Below are 17,900 nucleotides of genomic sequence, written 5' to 3'. Positions count from 1 at the left end.
CCGGTCACGTAGAGGACGGGGCGGTCGGGGTCTCCTCGGATCGAAGTCCTTTGTGGACTTCCTCGGGTACGCCGTCGGACACGTCAGTCCAGCCGGTCGCGAAGGCCGGGGCCGGGCGGTCTGGATCGACCGCCCGGCCCCGGACCACTGCCAGGTCTCTACGCCTGGGTGTTGTCCCGGCCCGCCCACGCCTTCGCCAGGGCCAGCTTGCCGCCGGTGTGCATCAGCGAGCCCGAGTACACCTTGCTCGCCAGCAGCACGATCACCACGACGGTCGCGGCCAGCAGGCCCATCGCGACCAACGCCTCCCACGCCTGCGCCTGCCCCGCGAACAGCCGCACGGGCATCGCGATCGCCGAGGAGAACGGCACGAACGACAGCACCGTCATCACGGTGGCGTTGTCGGCGAAGAACATCACGCCGAAGTACGGCCCGATCACCAGCATCACCACCAGGCCCATGCTGGAGCCCAGGTCCTCCTGCCGGCTGACCAACGACCCCGCCACCGCCCACATCGACGCCAGCAGCACGAAGCCCAGCAGCAGGAACGGCACGAACCAGCCCAGCGCGGGCGCGATCAGCGCGAGCAGTTGCGAGTGCCCGCCCAGGCTCAGCGCGAGCGGCGCGACGATCGCGATCACCGCCACCTGGCCGAGCGTGAGCAGCGTGTGGCCCGCGATCTTGCCCGCGAGCAGCGCCCGCACCGGGACCGTGGACACCAGGATCTCCACGATCCGGGTCTGCTTCTCGGTCACCGTGCTCTGCGCGATCGCCGTGCCGCCCATCCCGAACATCAGGAACACCAGCGCGAACACCATGATCACCAGTTGCCGCACGCCCTGGCCCACCTCGGACGCGTCGAGCAGGTCGACCGGGGGAGTGGTGCGCAGCGACGCCAGCACGTCGACCGGCGGGTCGTTGAGCGCGATCACCCGCACCCCGGTCGCGGAGGTCCCCCCGTCGTCCGGCACCACGGCCGCCTCGACCTCCTCGTCGCGCACCAGCGCCCGTGCGGCCTCCACGTCGTCGACCTGCCGGACCTCCAACCCGCTGCCCGCCATCACCTCCACGGCCTTGGAGCCGACCGCCGCGACCTTCGTCTGATCACCGCCGAGCACGGTGGGCAGCACGGACATCGCGAACAGCCCGAGCACGATCACCGCGAGACCGATCCAGAAACCCTTGCTGCGCAGGAAGGTCTTGATCTCCCGCTCGGCGATGAGCCGGGTGGCGGTGGTGAAGCTCTGCTTCCCGGTGGTCATCTAGATCGCCTCCATGAAGATCTCGTCCAGCGTCGGCACCACGGGGCTGAAACCGCGCACCGGCCCCCGGCCCAGCGCGGTGCCCAGCACGACCTGGTCGGCGTCGGGTTCCAGCAGTTCGAACACCGCGCGCGGCCCGTCGACGTCCACCACCCGCACGCCCGGGACGTCCCGCACCCACCCCGCGTCGGACGCCACGACCAACTCGAACCGAGGCGTTCCGTACCGGGTGCGGAGCTCGTCCCGGGCACCGCTCGCGGCGATCTTGCCGCCGGAGATGATGACGACGTCGTCGCACAGCCGCTCCACCACGGAGAGCTGGTGGCTGGAGAACAGCACCGGCACCCCGGCGGACGCGCGCTCGCGCAGCACGCCCAGCACGGTCTCGACCGCGATCGGGTCCAGGCCGGAGAACGGCTCGTCGAGGATGAGCAGCACCGGGTCGTGCACCAGCGCGGCGGCGATCTGCGCGCGCTGCTGGTTGCCCAGCGAGAGCTCTTCGAGCCGGTCCTCGGCCCGGTGATCGAGTTCCAGCTCCTCCAGCAGCCGCGCGGTGTTGCGCTGCGCGGTGGCCTTGTCCAGGCCGTGCAACCGGCCCAGCCAGGCGATCTGCTCGGCGACGCCCATCTTCGGGTACAGCCCGCGCTCCTCGGGCATGTAGCCGAAGCGCTGGCGGACCGCGCCGGTGACCGGTGCGCCGTCCCAGGTGACGGTGCCGCTGTGCGCGGCGAGCACGCCCAGCACAATCCGCATGGTGGTGGTCTTGCCGGACCCGTTCGCACCCAGGAACCCGGTCATCCGCCCGGCCCGGACCTCGAACGACACCCCGTCGAGGACCTGGTGATCACCGAAGCTCCGGCCGATCGACGTCACTGTCAACATGTCCGAACGCTATGCCGTCGCCCGCCCCGGCACGTCCGGCGCGCGACCGACCCGTGGCGTCCTCCTCGCGGAGGACCCGCCGGACGGGTGCGCCGCGCCCGTCAGCTCTGCCCCGGCGCGACGATGCCGTGCTCGTAGGCGAACACGACGGCGTGCGTGCGGTCGCGCAGGCGCAGCTTCGCCAAGATGCGCGACACGTGCGTCTTCACCGTCGTCTCGCCCAGGTGGAGCGCCGTGGCGATCTCCGCGTTGCTCGCCCCGCGCGCCAGGTGCACCAGCACCTCGAACTCGCGCTCGGTGAGCTCGGTCGGCCGCGCGGCGGGCGTCGGGGGTCCCGGCGTGGCGAAGCGGGCGATCACCCGGCGGGTCGCCTCGGGGGCCAGCAGGGCGTCGCCCCGGGCCACCACCCGCACCGACTCGACCAGGTCCTCCGGTGACGAGTTCTTCAGCAGGAACCCGCTCGCACCGGCCCGCAGCGCCTCGAACAGGTAGTCCTCCCGGTCGAACGTGGTCAGGATGACGACCTTGATCGGGTGTTCCGCGCCCGCCGGGCCGAGAATCCGCCGCGTCGCCTCCAACCCGTCCACGCCGGGCATCTGCACGTCCATCAGCACCACGTCCGGCCGCAGCCGCTCGACCACGTCCACGGCCGCCAGGCCGTCCCGGGCCTCGCCGACCACCTCGATGTCGTCCTCGGTGCCGAGGATGACCCGGAAGCCCGCGCGGACCAGGTCCTGGTCGTCGGCGAGCACCACCCGCAACGGCGCGCTCACGCGGGGAACCACGCCCGCACCCGGTAACCGCCGCCCCGCCGGGGCCCGGCCTCCAGCCGCCCCCCGTGCACGGCCACCCGCTCCCGCATCCCGACCAGCCCGAACCCACCCCGTCCGGGTGCGCCCGACCGGCCACGGCCGTCGTCGGCCACCTCGACCTCCAGCGACGTCTCCAGGAACCGCACCCGCACGTCCGCCCGGCGCGCGGACGCGTGCTTCACCACGTTGGTCAACGACTCCTGCACGACCCGGTACGCCGACAGCGCCACCGCCTCCGGCACCGGGCGCGGGTCGCCGAACACGCCGTGGTCGACGTCCAGGCCCGTCGAACGCGCCCGGGCGGCCAGCTCGGGGAGCTGTTCCAGGCCCGGCGAGGACGTCTCGCCGCCCGCCGGGTCCGGCTGCTCGTCCGGCTCGGCCCGCAGCACGCCCAGCAGCCCGCGCAGCTCGCCGATCGCGGTGCGCGCGGTCTCCTCGACGGTCTGCAACGCCGACCGCGCCAGCTCCGGGTCCCGCTCCAGCACCCGCCGGGCCGCGCCGGCCTGCACGCCCATCACGGACACGTGGTGCGCCACCACGTCGTGCAGGTCGCGGGCGATGCGGATGCGCTCGGCGACGATCGCGCCGCGCGTGTTCTGCTCCTGCGACAGGCGCAACTGCCCGCCCCAGTGCTCCAGTTCGGCCCGCCGGCGCGCGGACAGCCACGCCACGCCGCCGAAGAAGTACGCGGACAGGAAGAACATCAGGTTGAACACGATCCCGTACAGGACCGACGCCAGCACCGGGTCCAGCGGCCCGGTCACGCCCTCGAACGGCGGCGCGGGCTGGACGGTGAACCGCACCAGCGCGTACCCCAGCCAGAGGAACATCCCCGCGATGACGGCCAGCCGCACCCGCCGCGCGGCGGTCCGGTTCCGCGCCCACGCACCCGCGCTGTAGAGGGCGATGAACAGCGCGATCGACGGGACGAGGTTGTCGCTGACGCTCCGGGCCTGCCCGGCGATGAACACCGCGCCGACCACGACCGGCACGACCAGCGGGTACCGCCGGCGCAGCGCCAGCGGCGCGCTCACCGCCGCGCCCCACGCGTACTGCTCGGCCAGCCCCGGGCCGGGCCCCGAGGCGTGCGCGCCCATGCTGGTGACCAGGGCGGTCATCACCACCGACCCGGCGGTCACGCCCAGGGCCAGCCACCAGTCGTGGCGCTGCCGCGCGGGGGAGGGACGGGGTCGTCGCCACTGGCTCCAGTCGAGGTCCCCGGCCGGGCTCGGCGGGTCGTCGGGACGGGGCGTCATGCACCAGAACGTAGCTTGCGACCGAGGTGGGAGGCCCCTCGGGTGTGCGGAGTCCGCTTTGCAGAGTTTTCTTTGCACAGGGTAGTCTGCGATCATGGGCACCACCGAGGAGCTCGCGCTGGACCGGGCGCGCGCCCGCAGCCACCCGCTGCGCCTGGCGCTGCTGGACCTGCTGGCGCGCGGACCCCTGACCGCGACCCGGGCCGCCGCCGAGCTCGGCACCAACAGCGGCGCGACCTCGTTCCACCTGCGCAGGCTCGCGCTGTTCGGGCTGGTGGAGGTGGTGGCGGGGCAGCCCGGCCGGGAGAAGCCGTGGCGGCTGGCGCGGCAACCGGCCGACGCCCTGGACGAGCGCGACGACCTCCGCTACGCCCGGTGGCGCGAGCTGCGCGACCGCTACCCGGAGCGCTGGCGGCGGCAGTCGGCGGCCGGCTACACCCTCCACCTGACGCCGGACGAGGTGGACGCGCTGGCCGCGTCGATCCTCGACCTGGTCGCGCCCTACTTCGACCGGGAGGCGGATGCCGCGACCCGGCCGCCCGGTGCCGCGCCGGTGGCGTTGACCACCCGGCTGTTCCCGCTGGCCGCCCCCGAGGAGTTGACGCCGTGACGAGGCTCCCGATCGTGCTGTTCGGCCAGGCGGTGCTGCACGCGCCGACCCGGCCGGTGACCCGGTTCGACGCCGACCTGCGCCGCCTGGTCGCGGACCTGCTGGAGACCATGGACGCCGCGCCGGGCGCGGGGCTCGCGGCCAACCAGGTCGGCGTCGACCTGCGGCTGTTCGTCTACGACTGCGGGCCGGCCGGGCGGGGCTGCGTGGTCAACCCGGTGCTGGAACGCCTGCCCGGCGGGCTCCAGGACGGCGGGGAGGGCTGCCTGTCCGCGCCGGGCCTGTCCTACCCGACGCCCCGGGCGCTCGAAGTCCGCTGCTCCGGGACCGACGAACACGGCGTCGAGCGGGAGATCACCGCGTCGGGGTACCTGGCCCGGTGCTTCCAGCACGAGGTGGACCACCTCGACGGGGTGGTCTACGTGGAGCGCCTGGGCGGCAAGACCCGGCAGCGGGCGGAACGGGCCGTCGCGGACGCGCCCTGGCAGGGCCGAAAAGTCCGGCACGTGTGATGCGGTCGGCACGGAGGTCGCCGCGCGTCGCGCCGGGCGTGTCCACAGTGGACGGACGGCTGAACGCCCGAGGGCGGCCGGTCGGCCGCCCTCGGGGTCGTTCCGGGGGACCCGGAGGTCCCGGGAACTCAGTACACGTAGCACTCCGTGCCGGAGTAGCTCGCCGTCCGCAGGTCGGCGGCGGCCCGGGTGCCGCGGAACTTGCGGTCGACCTCGGCCTTCTCGGCCGCGTTCGGCAGGTCGTTCTTGCACGTCGCCGGTGCGCTCGAACCCGACATCAGGTCCGTGCACAGACCGGTCCGGCGGTCGGGCAGACCGAGGATGTGCCCGATCTCGTGGGTGGTGATGCGGGGCCGGTAGTGGCCCTGCTGGACGGCCTGGCGGCCCATGTACACCGTGCCGTTGCCGAGCGAGGTCGGCATCGCCCGCGGCCAGCCGTTGTCCGCGTAGATCCGGATGTTGGTCGGCGTGCCGGGGCCCTTCTTGGCCAGCTTGACGTTGGCGACGGACTTGTTCCAGTTCTCCGCCGCCTTGTCCCAGTCGGCCACGAACTCCTGGGCCTGGCTGGTGTCGTAGTACAGGGTGCGCACCAGCGCCTGGGACTCCGCCGCCGTGGCACTCGGGGCGGTGACCGCCACCAGCGGCAGCAGTGCGCCCAGCGCCAGTACGGCGGCACGCGCGATCTTTCGCACGAGCATGGTGATCTCCTTTGAGCAGGGAACAGCCAGGAGCCTTTGACAGGGGGTGGCTCCCGCAGCCCAAGTAACCAGGCGTAGCGGAAGATGAACAGACCCGTACGTAGGGTTTGACTGTCGTGAACACGGGTCTACGGGCACCCCTGGTCCGTCTGTCGTAACGTGTTGGGCCGCAAGGCGGCAAGAACTGCCACAAGAACATCCACAAAGGACGCTCATGACCTCTGTCCCGCCCCCGTGGTGGACCTCGGCCGTCGTCTACCAGGTGTACCCGCGCAGCTTCGCGGACGCGGACGGTGACGGGATCGGCGACCTGGCCGGCCTCGCCTCCCGCCTGGACCACCTGCGAGAACTGGGCGTGGACGTGGTGTGGCTGTCGCCGGTCTACGCGTCACCGCAGGCCGACAACGGCTACGACATCTCCGACTACCAGGCGATCGACCCGGTGTTCGGCACGCTGGAGGACTTCGACCGGCTGCTGGCCGAGGTGCACGCCCGCGGCATGAAGCTGATCATGGACCTGGTGGTGAACCACACCTCGGACCAGCACCGGTGGTTCGTCGAGTCGCGGTCGGGGAAGGACCACCCGAAGCGCGACTGGTACTGGTGGCGGCCCCCGCGCGACGGGTTCGCGCCGGGGGAGCCGGGTGCGGAGCCGACCAACTGGGAGTCGTTCTTCTCCGGCCCGACGTGGACCCTGGACGAGTCGTCCGGCGAGTACTACCTGCACCTGTTCGACCGCCGGCAGCCCGACCTGAACTGGGAGAACCCCGAGGTCCGGCAGGCCGTGCACGCGATGATGCGGTGGTGGCTCGACCGGGGCGTCGACGGGTTCCGGATGGACGTCGTCAACCTGATCGCCAAGGACCCGGAGCTGCCCGACGGCGCGCCCACCGGGACCGGCGGCCTCGGCAACGGCTTCCCGCACTTCGGGACGCGCCCACGGGTGCACGAGTTCCTGCGCGAGATGCACCGCGAGGTGTTCGAGGGGCGTCCGGGGCGGCTGCTGACCGTCGGCGAGATGCCGGGCGTGACGTGGGAGCAGGCCAGGCTGTTCACCGACCCGGCGCGGCGCGAGGTGGACATGGTCTTCCAGTTCGAGCACGTCTCGCTGGACCACGGTCCCGGCGGCAAGTTCGACCCCCGGCCCCTGGACCTGCGCGACCTCAAGGCCAGCCTGGGCCGGTGGCAGACCGCGCTGGGCGAGGTCGGCTGGAACAGCCTGTACTGGAACAACCACGACCAGCCCCGGGTGGTGTCCCGGTTCGGCGACGACGACCGCTGGTGGCGCGAGTCCGCGACCGCGCTGGGCACCGTGCTGCACCTGCACCGCGGCACGCCGTACGTCTACCAGGGCGAGGAGCTCGGGATGACGAACGCGCCGTTCGCCGGGCCGGCCGACCTGCGCGACGTCGAGTCGCTCAACCACTACGGGACCGCCGTCGAGGCGGGCGCGGACCCGGCCGAGGTGATGCGCGGCATCCGCGCGATGGGGCGGGACAACGCCCGCACCCCCGTGCAGTGGGACGCCGGCCCCAACGCCGGGTTCGGCGCGGGGGAGCCGTGGTTGCCGGTCAACCCCAACCACACGTGGCTCAACGCCGAGGCGCAGTACGGCGATCCGACGTCGGTGTTCCACCACTACCGGCGGTTGATCGCGCTGCGGCACGAGCTCCCCGTGGTGGCGCTGGGCGATTTCCGGATGCTGCTGCCCGACCACCCGCAGGTGTACGCGTACGAGCGCTCGCTGGGTGACGTCCGGCTGCTGGTCGTGGCGAACCTGAGCGGCACCGCGCAGACGGTCGGGATCGACTGGCCCGCAACGGACCCGGTGCTCTCCAACGTCGAGCCGGCGCGGCTGGACGGCACCGTCGAGCTCACGCCGTGGGCGGCTCACGTGTACACCGTGGGCGGCACGGCGCGGTAGGTCGGTGCCGGGCGCGGCGTCGACGTGCTCCGGCGGCCGGGCACCGGCCGGCCGCCGGCCGTCCGGTGTCGGCCGATCGGGTGGCCAAGGCGGTGGAAGGGCCGTGAACCGGGTTAATCGCGAGCGCTACCGGGACCGGCTCGTCCACACTGGACCGGTGCTGCTGACGCTGACCACCACCCACCGCCCGGCGACCGACCTCGGCCACCTGCTGCACAAGCACCCCGGCCGGGCGCAGTCGTTCGCCACCTCCGCCGGCCGCGCGCACGTGTTCTACCCCCGCGCGGACGAGGAGGAGTGCACCGTCGCGCTCCTGCTGGAGGTCGACCCGGTGGCGCTGGTGCGAGGCCCCGGCAGCACCCTCACGCAGTACGTCAACGACCGGCCGTACGTGGCCGGCTCGCTGTTCACCGTCGCGCTGGGCTCGGTGTTCCGCACCGCGATGAACGGCCGCAGCCAGAGCCACGCCGAGCTGGCCGCGACCCCGATCCCGCTCATCGCGCGCATCCCCGTCCTGCCTCACCGCCTGGTCGAGGAGCTGTTCACGCCGTTGGGCTGGACCGCGCGGATCACCCCCGTCCCGCTGGACGACGAGGACGGGTCCCGGTACGCCGACGTCACCCTCACCGGCACGCTGACGCTGTCCGACGCCCTCAAGCACCTGTACGTGCTGCTGCCCGTCCTCGACGGCAGCAAGCACTACTACGTGTCCGAGGACGAGGTGGACAAGCTGCTGCGCGCCGGCGAGGGCTGGCTCGGCGCGCACCCCGCGCGCGAGCTCATCACCACCCGGTACCTGGCGCGCAGCCGCCCGCTGGTGCGGTCCGCGCTGTCCCGGCTGGCCGACGTCGAGGGGGTCGAGCCCGAGGAACTGGACAACGCGCTCGCCGAGCCGCGCGTCCGGCTCGCCGCGCAGCGCCGGGAAACCCTGGTGGCACTGCTGAAGGAGGCCGGCGCGCGGCGCGTGCTCGACCTGGGGTGCGGCAGCGGGGCGCTGCTGCGCGCGCTGCTCGCCGACCCGTCGTTCACCGAGGTCCAGGGCGTCGACGTGTCGGCGCAGGCGCTGAAGGTGGCCGCGCGCAAACTCGGTCTGGAGCGGATGGGGGACCGGCAGCGCGAGCGGTTGACGCTGCGCCAGTCCTCGCTGACCTACGCGGACCCGGAGCTGGCGGGGTACGACGCGGCCGTGCTGATGGAGGTCGTGGAGCACCTCGACCCGTCCCGGCTGCCCGCGCTGGAGAACTCGGTGTTCGTGGTGGCCCGGCCGCGCACGGTCCTGGTCACCACGCCCAACGTGGAGTACAACGCGCTGTTCGCCACGCTGCCCGAGGGGCAGTTCCGGCACTCCGACCACCGCTTCGAGTGGACCCGCGCCGAATTCCGCGCGTGGGGCGACGGGATCGCGGCCCGGCGCGGCTACACCGTGCGCTACCTGCCCGTCGGGCCCGAGGACGCCGAGCGCGGCGCACCGACCCAGCTCGCGGTCTTCACCCTGGGGGACGACAACTGATGGAGCTCAAGATCCCCGAACTGTGCCTGGTCGTGCTGGTCGGCGCGTCCGGCTCGGGCAAGTCCACGTTCGCGCGCAGGCACTTCGCGCCCACGCAGGTCCTGTCCAGCGACTACTTCCGGGGCCTCGTCGCGGACGACCAGAACGACCAGTCGGCGTCCGCCGCGGCGTTCGACGTGCTGCACTACGTGGCGGGCAAGCGGCTCGACGCCGGGCGCACCACCGTGGTGGACGCGACGAACGTGCGGCCCGCCGACCGCGCGCACCTGGTCCGGCTGGCGCGCGAGCACGACGTGCTGCCGGTCGCGATCGTGCTGGACCCGCCCGAAGAGGTCTGCCTGGCGCGCAACGCCGAGCGCCCGGACCGGGACTTCGGCCCGCACGTCGTGCGCCGCCACCGCGCCGCGCTGCGCAAGTCGCTGAAACACCTGGCCAAGGAGGGCTTCCGCAAGGTGCACGTGCTGCGTGAGCAGTCCGATGTGGACAGTGCGGTGATCGTGCCCGAGCGCCTGCTCAACAACCTGCGCCACGAGACCGGGCCGTTCGACGTGATCGGCGACGTGCACGGGTGCCGCGCCGAGCTGGAGGAGCTGCTGACGGAGCTGGGTTACGACCTGGTGCGCGACGCGGCCGGGCGGGCCGTCGACGCGGTGCCGCCCGTCGGTCGGCGGGCGGCGTTCGTCGGCGACCTGGTGGACCGGGGCCCGGACACGCCCGGCGTGCTGCGCCTGGTGATGGGCATGGTCGACGCCGGTCACGCGTTCGCGGTGTGCGGCAACCACGAGCAGAAGCTGGTGCGCGCCCTGCGCGGGCGCGACGTCCAGCTCAAGCACGGCCTCGCGGAGTCGCTGGCGCAGTTGGCCGGGGAGTCCGACGAGTTCCGCCGGGCCGTCGAGCGGTTCTGCGACGGGCTGGTGGCGCACTACGTCCTCGACGGCGGCAACCTCGTCCTGGCGCACGCCGGCCTGCCGGAGCGCTACCACGGCCGCGCGTCGGGGCGGGTGCGCGGCTTCGCGCTCTACGGCGACACGACCGGCGAGACCGACGAGTACGGCCTCCCGGTCCGCTACCCGTGGGCGAACGAGTACCGGGGCCGCGCGACCGTCCTCTACGGGCACACGCCGACCCCCGAGGTCGAGTGGGTCAACAACACCCTGTGCCTGGACACCGGTGTCGTGTTCGGCGGCAGGCTGACCGCTCTGCGCTACCCGGAGCGCGAGGTGGTCTCCGTGCCCGCGCACGAGGTCTGGTACGAGCCGGTCCGCCCGCTGGTCGCGCCGGAGCCCGAGCGCGCGCCCGACGTCCTCGCGCTGTCCGACGTGACCGGCCGCCGCGCCGTCGACACGACCCACCGGGGCCGCGTCGCGGTGGGGTCGGAACAGGCCGCGTCGGCGCTGGAGGTGATGAGCCGGTTCGCGGTCGACCCGAACGACCTGCTGTACCTGCCGCCCACGATGACGCCGACGGCGACGTCACGGCGGCCGGACGTCCTGGAACACCCCGAGGACGCCTTCGCCGAGTACCGCGCCGCCGGCGTGCGGGAGGTGATCTGCGAGGAGAAGCACATGGGTTCCCGCGCGGTCGTGCTGGTGCGCCGGGACTCCGGCGTGGTCCACACCCGCACCGGCCGCCCGTTCTTCACCGGCGGGGTGGCCGACGAGCTGCTGGCGCGGGTGCGCGCGGCCGTGACGGACGCGGACCTGTGGGGCCGCTTCGACACCGACTGGCTGCTCATCGACGCCGAGCTGCTGCCGTGGAACGCCAAGGCGGGCGGTCTGATCAAGGACCAGTACGCCGCCGTCGGCGCGGCGGCCCTCGGCGCGCTCTCCGCCGCCTCGGACGTCCTGGCGCAGGCGGCGGCGCGCGGCGTGGACGTGGCGGACCTGGCCGCCCGCACCGGTTCCCGGCTGTCGAACGCCGCCCGCTACCGCGACGCCTACCGCCACCACCTCTGGCCCACCGAGGGTCTGGAGGGGGTGCGCCTGGCCCCGTTCCAGCTCCTGGCGGCGCGTGGCCGGACGTTCTACGACCGCGACCACCTGTGGCACCTGGAAACGCTGGGCGGGCTGCGGGGCGAGCTCTTCACGCCCACCCGCCACCGGGTGGTGAACACGGCCGACGACGCGCAGGTGGCCGACGCCGTGCGGTGGTGGGAGGAGCTCACCGCGGCCGGTGGCGAGGGCGTGGTGGTCAAGCCGCTGGCCAACCTGACCAAGGGCGCGCGCGGCCTGGTGCAGCCCGGTGTCAAGGTCCGGGGTCGCGAGTACCTGCGCATCGTCTACGGCCCGGACTACACCGAGCCGGACAACCTGGCCCGCCTGCGCAAGCGTTCGGTGGGCGCGAAGCGGTCGCTGGCGCTGCGCGAGTACGCCCTGGGGCTGGAGGCCCTGGACCGCGCCGCCCGCGGCGAGCCGCTGTGGCGCGTGCACGAGTGCGTCTTCGCGGTCCTGGCCCTGGAGTCCGAGCCGGTGGACCCCCGCCTGTAGCGGCCCGCCGGGTGGCCCGACCCGGGTCACCCGGTGGCCTGGGCCGCGCTCCGGCCGACGAGGCCGGGGTCAGGTGCGCGCCGCTGGTGGCAGGCCGTGCACGGCGAGACCGAGCAGCCGTTCGGCCGGGACGCTGGAACACTCCTGCGCCCGGTGCGGCAACCCGGTGGCCGCGCCGCGCATCGCCGCGCACGCCGTGTGCAGCTCGGAACCCTCGTCCCGCAGGGCGGCCGACACGGACTCCGGCAGGCCCCGGTAGGTGGTGGAACGGGCCACGAACTCGGTCAGCCACTCGGTCAGCGCCGCCGCCGGCGGTGCGCCGGCCAGCGCCTCGGCCTTGGCGCGCAGCAGGTCGAACCGCTGCCGCAGCAGGGCTTCCAGCAGCGCCTCCCGGGTCGGGAAGTGCCAGTACAGGGTGCCGATCCCGGCGGGCGATGTCCCGCGGCGACGCGTCGGTGCCGTGTTCGGCGAACGCTTCGGATCGGGCGGCACCAGCGCGGGCTCGGGCTGCCCACGACGGTGCTGCGCCCGGTGACGTTCGTGGAGAACCACGCCGCGCCGGGGTTCGGGGTGCCGGGCGGGCACGCGCCGTGCTCGGGCAGGAGACCGACACCGACCCGCTGCCGGCCGAAGCGCTGTCGGCGCTGCGGATCGACCCGGACGACATCGCGGCGGCTGACTCATTCGCCGGGTGGCGGGCGGACGTTCCCGCGCTGCTCAAGGCGTACCGGGGCTGAACGCCGCGCGCACCGGTGCGGCCACCACCGGCCGCACCGGTGCCGCCCGGTTCGCGGCCCCTTCGCCAACCCCCGGCGTCCTCCGGCGGTCAGCGGCGGTCAGCGGCGGTCAGCGGCCGAAGGTCTCCCGGATCGCGTGGTCGAGCGCGCCCGGTCGTCCGACGCCGATGAACAGCTCGCGCGTCAGCAACCGGTCCAGGTGGGCGAGGTCCAGTCCGGACTCCTTGCCGGACAACCGGTTGGCGGCACCGGCTACCCGCAGCGCGGACCGCAGCACCGCCGGGTGCAGCCGGCGGACCCGCCTCGGTCGCCCGACGGCGTCGGCGATGCGGGAGAACATGCCGTGCCACGTCATGTTCTCGTCGGCGACCGGGAGGTCCGCGCCGGACACCTGCTCCAGCGCCGTCACCGCCGTCTCCGCCACCCGGTCGGCGGACGTGGCCGCGCTGCCGCCCGGCGGCGCGGTCAACGGGCTGCCCGACCGGGCCCACCGCGCCAACGGACCCGCCCAGTTCGGTTGCCGGTCTCCGGCGCGGCCGAACACGAAGGGGAGCTCCAGCACGGCGACCGGGAACCCGGCGGCCTCCCGCGCGACACGCGCCTGCTCCACCCGGCTGCGCACGTACGGGTGCAGCGCGGCGAGCCGCCATTCCGGGTGCTCGCGGTGGAAGTGCGTGTAGTACGAGCCGAGCACCACGCCCCGGCCGAGGCCCTCCTCGCGGGCGGCGGTGAACAGCCGGCGGACCGGTTCCACGTTGCCCCGGTGGAACACCGGGTACGCGGGCCGGCGCGGGGTCCGCCGGTCGTCGACGCCCGCCGCGAACACCACGCCGTCGTGCCCGGCCAGCAGTGGCCGCAGGTCCGCGACGGTGGCCGTGGTGGCGTCGACCACGTGGTCGAGGCCGGCGTGGCGGGTGCGGGAGGCGGTCGTGGCCTCGTGCCCACCTCGTCGGAGTCGGTCTACGACGTGCTGTCCGATCAGGCCGCCGGCACCCACCACGAGGATTCGCATGGCGGTGATCATGCCCCCTCCCCGGCGCGTCGCCCACGTGCCCGGCGCACCGCGCCGCCCTGGGTTCCCACGACCCGGGGCGGTGCGGGCGCGGGACCCGTGCTTGGCTGTGCCGCGTGGCGCGTTTTCACGACATCGGGCTGCGGCACTTCGTGGCCCAGATCGAGCAGGCCGGCGCGGAAGTCGGGGCCCGGGTGCGGTGGCACTGCGATCAATGGCTGGCCGAGCTGGTCACCGACGACCGCCGGGCCCTGGTGATCGGCCGGGTCTTCCCGCTCAACGACGCGGCGGCGGCGCAGATCGCGACGGACAAGGTGGCGACGTGCGCGCTGCTCGCCGACGCGGGCGTGCCGTTCGTGCCGCACCACCTGCTGAGGTTCGGCACCGGGCCCGACCCGGTCGCGCTGACCCGCGAGCTGGTGGGGCTGCCGGCGGTGCTCAAGCCGCACCGGGAGAGCAGCGGCGTGGACGTGCTGCGGGCGGTGGACGAGGCCGAGGCGCTCGCGGCGCTGACCTACCTCGAAGGCCGGTACCGGGCGATCGCGGTGTCGCCGCTGCTGCCGATCGAGGACGAGTACCGGCTGGTCGTGCTCGACGGGGACGTGCTGCTGGTGTACCGCAAGGCGATCGCGGCGGGGGAGTGGCGGCACAACCTGAGGTTCGGCGCGCGCCCGGTGCTCGACGTGGACCCGACCGCGCCGACCCCGGCGGCGCTGGCCGCCATGCGGGCGCTGGGCCTGCGGTTCGCGAGCGTCGACGTGGCGGTGGTCGCCGGCCGGCCGAAGGTGCTGGAGGTCAACTCCGGGGTGTCCCTGGAGCACTTCAGCCAGGCCGGCGAACGCCACCGGGCCCTCGCCGCCGACGTCTACCGCGCCGCCGTGCGGGCCTGCCTGGCGTAACCGGTCAGCGGACGCGGTCGTCAGGCTTCGGGTCGGCCGGTCAGATGTGGCCGGGTCCCTGTCCCCGGCGGACAAATTCGGTACTCGTCGGCCGTGCGCGTCCGCCAGACTGGTCGACGTGCTGGTCTTGTCGGTGGTCATCGGTTCGCAGGTCCACGGCCTGGCCACCCCGTTGTCCGATGTGGACAGACGGGGTGTGTTCGTCGTGCCCACGCGGGATTTCTGGCGCTTCGAGAAGCCGCCCACGAGTCGGGGCGGGGCGCGGCCCGAGGAGCTGGACCGGGAGGTCGAGCACTTCTGCGCGTTGGCGTTGAAGGCCAACCCCAGCGTGCTGGAGGTGCTCGTGTCGCCGCGCGTCGAGGTGCGCACGGGGATCGGGGCGGAACTGCGCGTCCTGCTGCCCGCGTTCCTCTCGCAGCGGGCCGCCGAGAGCTACCGCCGTGCGACGGCGGCGCACTTGGCGCGCATCCAGTCGCGCCGGGAGGCGACGGGCGGGACGAAGTGGAAGCAGGTCATGCACGTGGTGCGGCTGCTCCTCGTGTGCCGGGACCTGGTGCGCTCCGGTGAGCTCTCGATCGACATGACCCCGTACCGCGCACGCCTGCCGGCGGTGCGCAGCGGCGAGGTCGGGTGGTCGGAGGCGCTGGCGTGGGCGGACGACCTGCGGGCGTCGATCGCGTCGGCCCGGAGCCCCCTGCCGGCCGAGCCGGACCGGCGGGCGGTCGAGGAGTGGCTGGTGTCGGTGCGGGAGCGGGGGTTGGCGGCGTGAGCTACGAGGTGCCGGACCTGGCGGAGGTCGTCGCCGCCCAACCCCGGCCGCTGGTGTTCGTCGCGGTCTCCGGGGCGCACCTCTACGGGTTTCCGTCGCGGGACTCGGACGTGGACCTGCGCGGCGCGCACGTGCTGCCGGCGGACGAGGTCCTGGGCCTGGACCCGGGCCCGGAGACGCTGGGGAGGATGTGGACCCGGGAGGGGGTGGAGCTCGACCTGGTGACGCACGACGTGCTCAAGTTCTGCAAACTCCTGTTGCGCCCCAACGGTGACGTGCTGGAGCAGGTGACGTCACCGCTGGTCCTCCGCACGACGGAGGCCCACCGGCGGCTGCGGGAGCTGGTGAGCTCCTGCGTCACCACCCACCACGCCCACCACTACCAGGGGTTCGCGCGCAACCAGTGGCGGCTGTTCGAGCGGACGGACGAGCTCAAGCCCCTGCTCTACACGTTCCGCGTGCTGCTGACCGGCATCCACCTGATGCGCACCGGAGAGGTGCAGGCCAACCTGCCCGCGCTCCTGGCCACCCACGAGGCCCCCGCGTACCTGGCGGACCTGGTCGAGGCGAAGGTGGCGGCCGAGCACGGCCGGCTCCCCGCCACGCCGGCCCGGTCCCGCCTGCGGGCCGACGTGGTGAAGTGGCAGGCGATCCTGGACGAGGCCCGGTGCGCCAGCCGCCTCCCCACCGCCCCGACCGCCCGCGCAGCCCTGAACACCCTCCTCCTCGACCTCCGGCGCAGCCCGCCCCGCTGACCGGCGGTGCCCTTCACGGGAGCCGCCCCCCGGCCCCGTGAAGGGCGCGGCGGGCTGCGGGCAAGTAGGGACGTGATGAGGATGACCGCGAAATCAGTCGTGAGCGGCCAGGGGCCGCCGCCCGAGGAAGGGCCGGACCTGGCGGGGCCCGATCCCGGGTCGGTGTTCGGCCGGCTCTTCGACGAGCACGCCGGGTCGCTGCACGGCTACCTGTCCCGGCGGGTCGGCGACCAGACCGCCGACGACCTGGTGTCGGAAACGTTCCTGGTCGCGTTGCAGCAGCGGCACACCTACGACCCGGCGCGGGCCGGGGTGCGGCCGTGGTTGTACGGGATCGCCGGCAACCTGTTGCGGCGGCACGTGCGCCAGGAAGTCCGGGGCTGGCAGGCCAGGGCGCGGGTGGCGGGGGCGGACCGGGCGCAGTCGGAATCGCCCGAGGTCCGCTCGGCCGAACGGGTTACCGCGCAGCAGCGGGTGCGGCAGTTGGCCGGCGCGCTGGCCGCGCTGGAGCCCGGTGACCGGGACGTGCTGCTGCTGACGTCGTGGAGCGGTCTGAGCTCGCCCGAGGTGGCGCAGGCCCTGGGCATCCCGGTGGGCACGGTCTACTCGCGGCTGCACCGGGTGCGTAGGTGGTTGCGGGCCCACGGTTCCGCGACGGTCAGGGGATGGGAGGACGGCGATGCGTGAGGGGGATCGGGCCGGTATGGGACAGGTGTGGACCGAGGACGAGCTGGACCGCGCGCTGACCGGGCTGCACGCGGACATCGAGACCGATCAACGGGGTCTGGCCGGTGTGCGGGAGAACCTGGTGGCCGTGGCGGACGGCCGGACCCGGCCGCCGCTGGAGCCGGTCGGGACCGGCCGGGCCGGGACGGGTGCGCCGCGCCGGCGGCCGTTGCGCCGCTGGTTGGCCGCTGCGGCGGCCGTTGCCGTGGTCGCGGCCGGAGGCGTGCTGGCGCAGGCGGTGTTCTCCGACAACGCCGCCACCGCCCAGGCGCGGGAGGCGTTGACCAGCGCCGCCGACCTCGCCGCGCGGGCCGAGGACCCGGTGCTGAGGGGTGACCAGTACCGCTACCTGGCCACCCACGCCTGGTGGCTGAAGACCGTCGGCGCGCAGGAGCGGAGCTTCTCCTTCCTCGACGAGAACCTCGTCGAGGTGTGGATTCCCGCCGATCCGGCCGGGGAGTGGCTCCAGCGGCGCGGGGAGACCGGCCACCGCAAGTGGGTCGTGGGCACCGAGGCCGACGCCCGCGCGGCCGGGGTCGTGCTGGAGGAGGTGCCGTGGCCGGAGCAGCGCGCCCCGGGCGGCAGGTTCGTCGGGAACGCCCCCGAGGGCGGCAACTGGCAGTTCCCCACGCCGGAGTTCCTCGCCGGTCTGCCCACCGACCCCCGGCGGTTGTACGAGCGGCTGGCCGAGGACAGCGGCGGCGGTGCGCAAGCCCTGGTCTACGCCGTGGACGCGTTGCGCACCGGCCGGGTGCCCGCCGCCGCGCGCGCGAACCTGCTGCGGGCGCTGATCCACCTGCCGGGGCTGGACGTCACCGACCGCGCCGCCGACCTCGACGGCAACGAGGGGGTGGCGCTGGGCATCTCCGAAGGCGGGGTGCGCCAGGAGGTGGTCCTCGACCCCGACACCGGCGAGGTGATCGGGGAGCGGAAGGTGTCCGACTCGGTGGCCGGCGGCATCCCGGAGGGCACCGTCACCAGCTACACCTCCGTCACCACGGCGGTGGTCGACGGCATCGGGGTGAAACCCGCCCGCTGATCCGGCGGCGG

At 73.9% G+C, this 17,900-nt stretch carries 18 protein-coding genes; 11 read left to right on the top strand and 7 right to left on the bottom strand.

The window, feature by feature from the left end:
• Positions 1-158 precede the first annotated feature (158 nt).
• The 4 genes from AB0G01_RS21500 to AB0G01_RS21485 all read right to left on the bottom strand — a co-directional run bounded on the left by AB0G01_RS21500 (position 159) and on the right by AB0G01_RS21485 (position 4,212).
• Positions 159-1,262 carry an ABC transporter permease gene (locus AB0G01_RS21500; RefSeq protein ID WP_360948090.1) on the bottom strand — a complete coding sequence of 368 codons (1,104 nt, stop codon included), beginning with the start codon at positions 1,260-1,262 and terminating at the stop codon, positions 159-161.
• Complete coding sequence (locus AB0G01_RS21495) at positions 1,263-2,144, bottom strand: ATP-binding cassette domain-containing protein (RefSeq protein WP_360948088.1); 882 nt, start codon at positions 2,142-2,144, stop codon at positions 1,263-1,265.
• A gap of 101 nt (positions 2,145-2,245) precedes the next feature.
• The gene (locus AB0G01_RS21490; RefSeq protein ID WP_360948086.1) at positions 2,246-2,917 is read right to left on the bottom strand and encodes a response regulator transcription factor; all 672 of its coding nucleotides are present in this window, start codon (positions 2,915-2,917) and stop codon (positions 2,246-2,248) included.
• The gene (locus AB0G01_RS21485) at positions 2,914-4,212 is read right to left on the bottom strand and encodes a sensor histidine kinase (RefSeq protein ID WP_360948084.1); all 1,299 of its coding nucleotides are present in this window, start codon (positions 4,210-4,212) and stop codon (positions 2,914-2,916) included. Before AB0G01_RS21485 ends, AB0G01_RS21490 begins: the two co-directional genes overlap by 4 nt.
• A gap of 94 nt (positions 4,213-4,306) precedes the next feature.
• On the opposite strand from AB0G01_RS21485, the gene AB0G01_RS21480 reads away from it, so the two are divergent.
• The gene (locus AB0G01_RS21480) at positions 4,307-4,822 is read left to right on the top strand and encodes a helix-turn-helix domain-containing protein (RefSeq protein ID WP_360948082.1); all 516 of its coding nucleotides are present in this window, start codon (positions 4,307-4,309) and stop codon (positions 4,820-4,822) included.
• Positions 4,819-5,334 carry a peptide deformylase gene (def, locus tag AB0G01_RS21475; protein ID WP_360948080.1) on the top strand — a complete coding sequence of 172 codons (516 nt, stop codon included), beginning with the start codon at positions 4,819-4,821 and terminating at the stop codon, positions 5,332-5,334. The genes AB0G01_RS21480 and def overlap by 4 nt, the downstream gene beginning before the upstream one ends.
• Before the next feature lie 128 nt (positions 5,335-5,462).
• Here def and AB0G01_RS21470 read toward each other — a convergent pair whose 3' ends face one another.
• On the bottom strand, positions 5,463-6,032 hold the full coding sequence (locus tag AB0G01_RS21470; protein ID WP_360948078.1) for a snapalysin family zinc-dependent metalloprotease: 570 nt from the start codon (positions 6,030-6,032) through the stop codon (positions 5,463-5,465).
• Positions 6,033-6,246: 214 nt separating this feature from the next.
• Between AB0G01_RS21470 and AB0G01_RS21465 the strand changes: the two genes are divergently transcribed.
• The 3 genes from AB0G01_RS21465 to AB0G01_RS21455 all read left to right on the top strand — a co-directional run bounded on the left by AB0G01_RS21465 (position 6,247) and on the right by AB0G01_RS21455 (position 11,952).
• Positions 6,247-7,956: an alpha-glucosidase gene (locus AB0G01_RS21465; RefSeq protein ID WP_360948076.1), complete on the top strand. Its 1,710-nt coding sequence runs from the start codon at positions 6,247-6,249 to the stop codon at positions 7,954-7,956.
• A gap of 157 nt (positions 7,957-8,113) precedes the next feature.
• Positions 8,114-9,466 (top strand): 3' terminal RNA ribose 2'-O-methyltransferase Hen1, encoded by a 1,353-nt coding sequence (locus AB0G01_RS21460; protein ID WP_360948146.1) that lies wholly within the window; start codon positions 8,114-8,116, stop codon positions 9,464-9,466.
• Positions 9,466-11,952 carry a polynucleotide kinase-phosphatase gene (locus AB0G01_RS21455; RefSeq protein ID WP_360948074.1) on the top strand — a complete coding sequence of 829 codons (2,487 nt, stop codon included), beginning with the start codon at positions 9,466-9,468 and terminating at the stop codon, positions 11,950-11,952. The genes AB0G01_RS21460 and AB0G01_RS21455 overlap by 1 nt, the downstream gene beginning before the upstream one ends.
• A 69-nt stretch (positions 11,953-12,021) precedes the next feature.
• Here the strand turns inward: AB0G01_RS21455 and AB0G01_RS21450 are convergent, their stop codons facing one another.
• Positions 12,022-12,537 (bottom strand): TetR/AcrR family transcriptional regulator, encoded by a 516-nt coding sequence (locus AB0G01_RS21450; RefSeq protein ID WP_360948072.1) that lies wholly within the window; start codon positions 12,535-12,537, stop codon positions 12,022-12,024.
• A 5-nt stretch (positions 12,538-12,542) separates the two neighbouring features.
• Between AB0G01_RS21450 and AB0G01_RS21445 the strand changes: the two genes are divergently transcribed.
• A complete protein-coding gene (locus AB0G01_RS21445; RefSeq protein WP_360948071.1) occupies positions 12,543-12,689 on the top strand; it encodes a hypothetical protein in 147 nt (48 codons plus the stop codon).
• A gap of 109 nt (positions 12,690-12,798) precedes the next feature.
• Here AB0G01_RS21445 and AB0G01_RS21440 read toward each other — a convergent pair whose 3' ends face one another.
• Positions 12,799-13,713, bottom strand: a complete 915-nt coding sequence (locus AB0G01_RS21440; protein WP_360948069.1) for an NAD(P)H-binding protein — start codon at positions 13,711-13,713, stop codon at positions 12,799-12,801.
• 104 nt (positions 13,714-13,817) lie between these two features.
• On the opposite strand from AB0G01_RS21440, the gene AB0G01_RS21435 reads away from it, so the two are divergent.
• The 5 genes from AB0G01_RS21435 to AB0G01_RS21415 all read left to right on the top strand — a co-directional run bounded on the left by AB0G01_RS21435 (position 13,818) and on the right by AB0G01_RS21415 (position 17,889).
• Positions 13,818-14,600: an ATP-grasp domain-containing protein gene (locus tag AB0G01_RS21435; RefSeq protein ID WP_360948067.1), complete on the top strand. Its 783-nt coding sequence runs from the start codon at positions 13,818-13,820 to the stop codon at positions 14,598-14,600.
• A gap of 118 nt (positions 14,601-14,718) precedes the next feature.
• Positions 14,719-15,369: a nucleotidyltransferase domain-containing protein gene (locus AB0G01_RS21430; RefSeq protein ID WP_360948065.1), complete on the top strand. Its 651-nt coding sequence runs from the start codon at positions 14,719-14,721 to the stop codon at positions 15,367-15,369.
• Positions 15,366-16,124, top strand: a complete 759-nt coding sequence (locus AB0G01_RS21425; protein WP_360948063.1) for a nucleotidyltransferase domain-containing protein — start codon at positions 15,366-15,368, stop codon at positions 16,122-16,124. Before AB0G01_RS21430 ends, AB0G01_RS21425 begins: the two co-directional genes overlap by 4 nt.
• Positions 16,125-16,205: 81 nt before the next feature.
• Positions 16,206-16,811 (top strand): sigma-70 family RNA polymerase sigma factor, encoded by a 606-nt coding sequence (locus AB0G01_RS21420; RefSeq protein ID WP_360948061.1) that lies wholly within the window; start codon positions 16,206-16,208, stop codon positions 16,809-16,811.
• A gap of 16 nt (positions 16,812-16,827) precedes the next feature.
• A complete protein-coding gene (locus AB0G01_RS21415) occupies positions 16,828-17,889 on the top strand; it encodes a CU044_5270 family protein (RefSeq protein ID WP_360948059.1) in 1,062 nt (353 codons plus the stop codon).
• The last annotated feature ends 11 nt before the right edge of the window (positions 17,890-17,900 follow it).

Source organism: Actinosynnema sp. NPDC023587 (assembly GCF_040640215.1).
Classification (GTDB): Bacteria; Actinomycetota; Actinomycetes; order Mycobacteriales; family Pseudonocardiaceae; genus Actinosynnema.
This window is presented reverse-complemented; position numbering and strand designations above follow the sequence as displayed.

Bases quoted from the DNA above. Each gene is read 5' to 3' on its own strand.
- AB0G01_RS21420 (WP_360948061.1), top strand. From the start codon at position 16,206: ATGACCGCGAAATCAGTCGTGAGCGGCCAGGGGCCGCCGCCCGAGGAA.
- AB0G01_RS21485 (WP_360948084.1), bottom strand. From the start codon at position 4,212: ATGACGCCCCGTCCCGACGACCCGCCGAGCCCGGCCGGGGACCTCGAC.
- AB0G01_RS21495 (WP_360948088.1), bottom strand. From the start codon at position 2,144: ATGTTGACAGTGACGTCGATCGGCCGGAGCTTCGGTGATCACCAGGTC.
- AB0G01_RS21470 (WP_360948078.1), bottom strand. From the start codon at position 6,032: ATGCTCGTGCGAAAGATCGCGCGTGCCGCCGTACTGGCGCTGGGCGCA.
- AB0G01_RS21480 (WP_360948082.1), top strand. From the start codon at position 4,307: ATGGGCACCACCGAGGAGCTCGCGCTGGACCGGGCGCGCGCCCGCAGC.
- AB0G01_RS21440 (WP_360948069.1), bottom strand. From the start codon at position 13,713: ATGATCACCGCCATGCGAATCCTCGTGGTGGGTGCCGGCGGCCTGATC.
- AB0G01_RS21455 (WP_360948074.1), top strand. From the start codon at position 9,466: ATGGAGCTCAAGATCCCCGAACTGTGCCTGGTCGTGCTGGTCGGCGCG.
- AB0G01_RS21465 (WP_360948076.1), top strand. From the start codon at position 6,247: ATGACCTCTGTCCCGCCCCCGTGGTGGACCTCGGCCGTCGTCTACCAG.
- AB0G01_RS21500 (WP_360948090.1), bottom strand. From the start codon at position 1,262: ATGACCACCGGGAAGCAGAGCTTCACCACCGCCACCCGGCTCATCGCC.
- AB0G01_RS21415 (WP_360948059.1), top strand. From the start codon at position 16,828: ATGGGACAGGTGTGGACCGAGGACGAGCTGGACCGCGCGCTGACCGGG.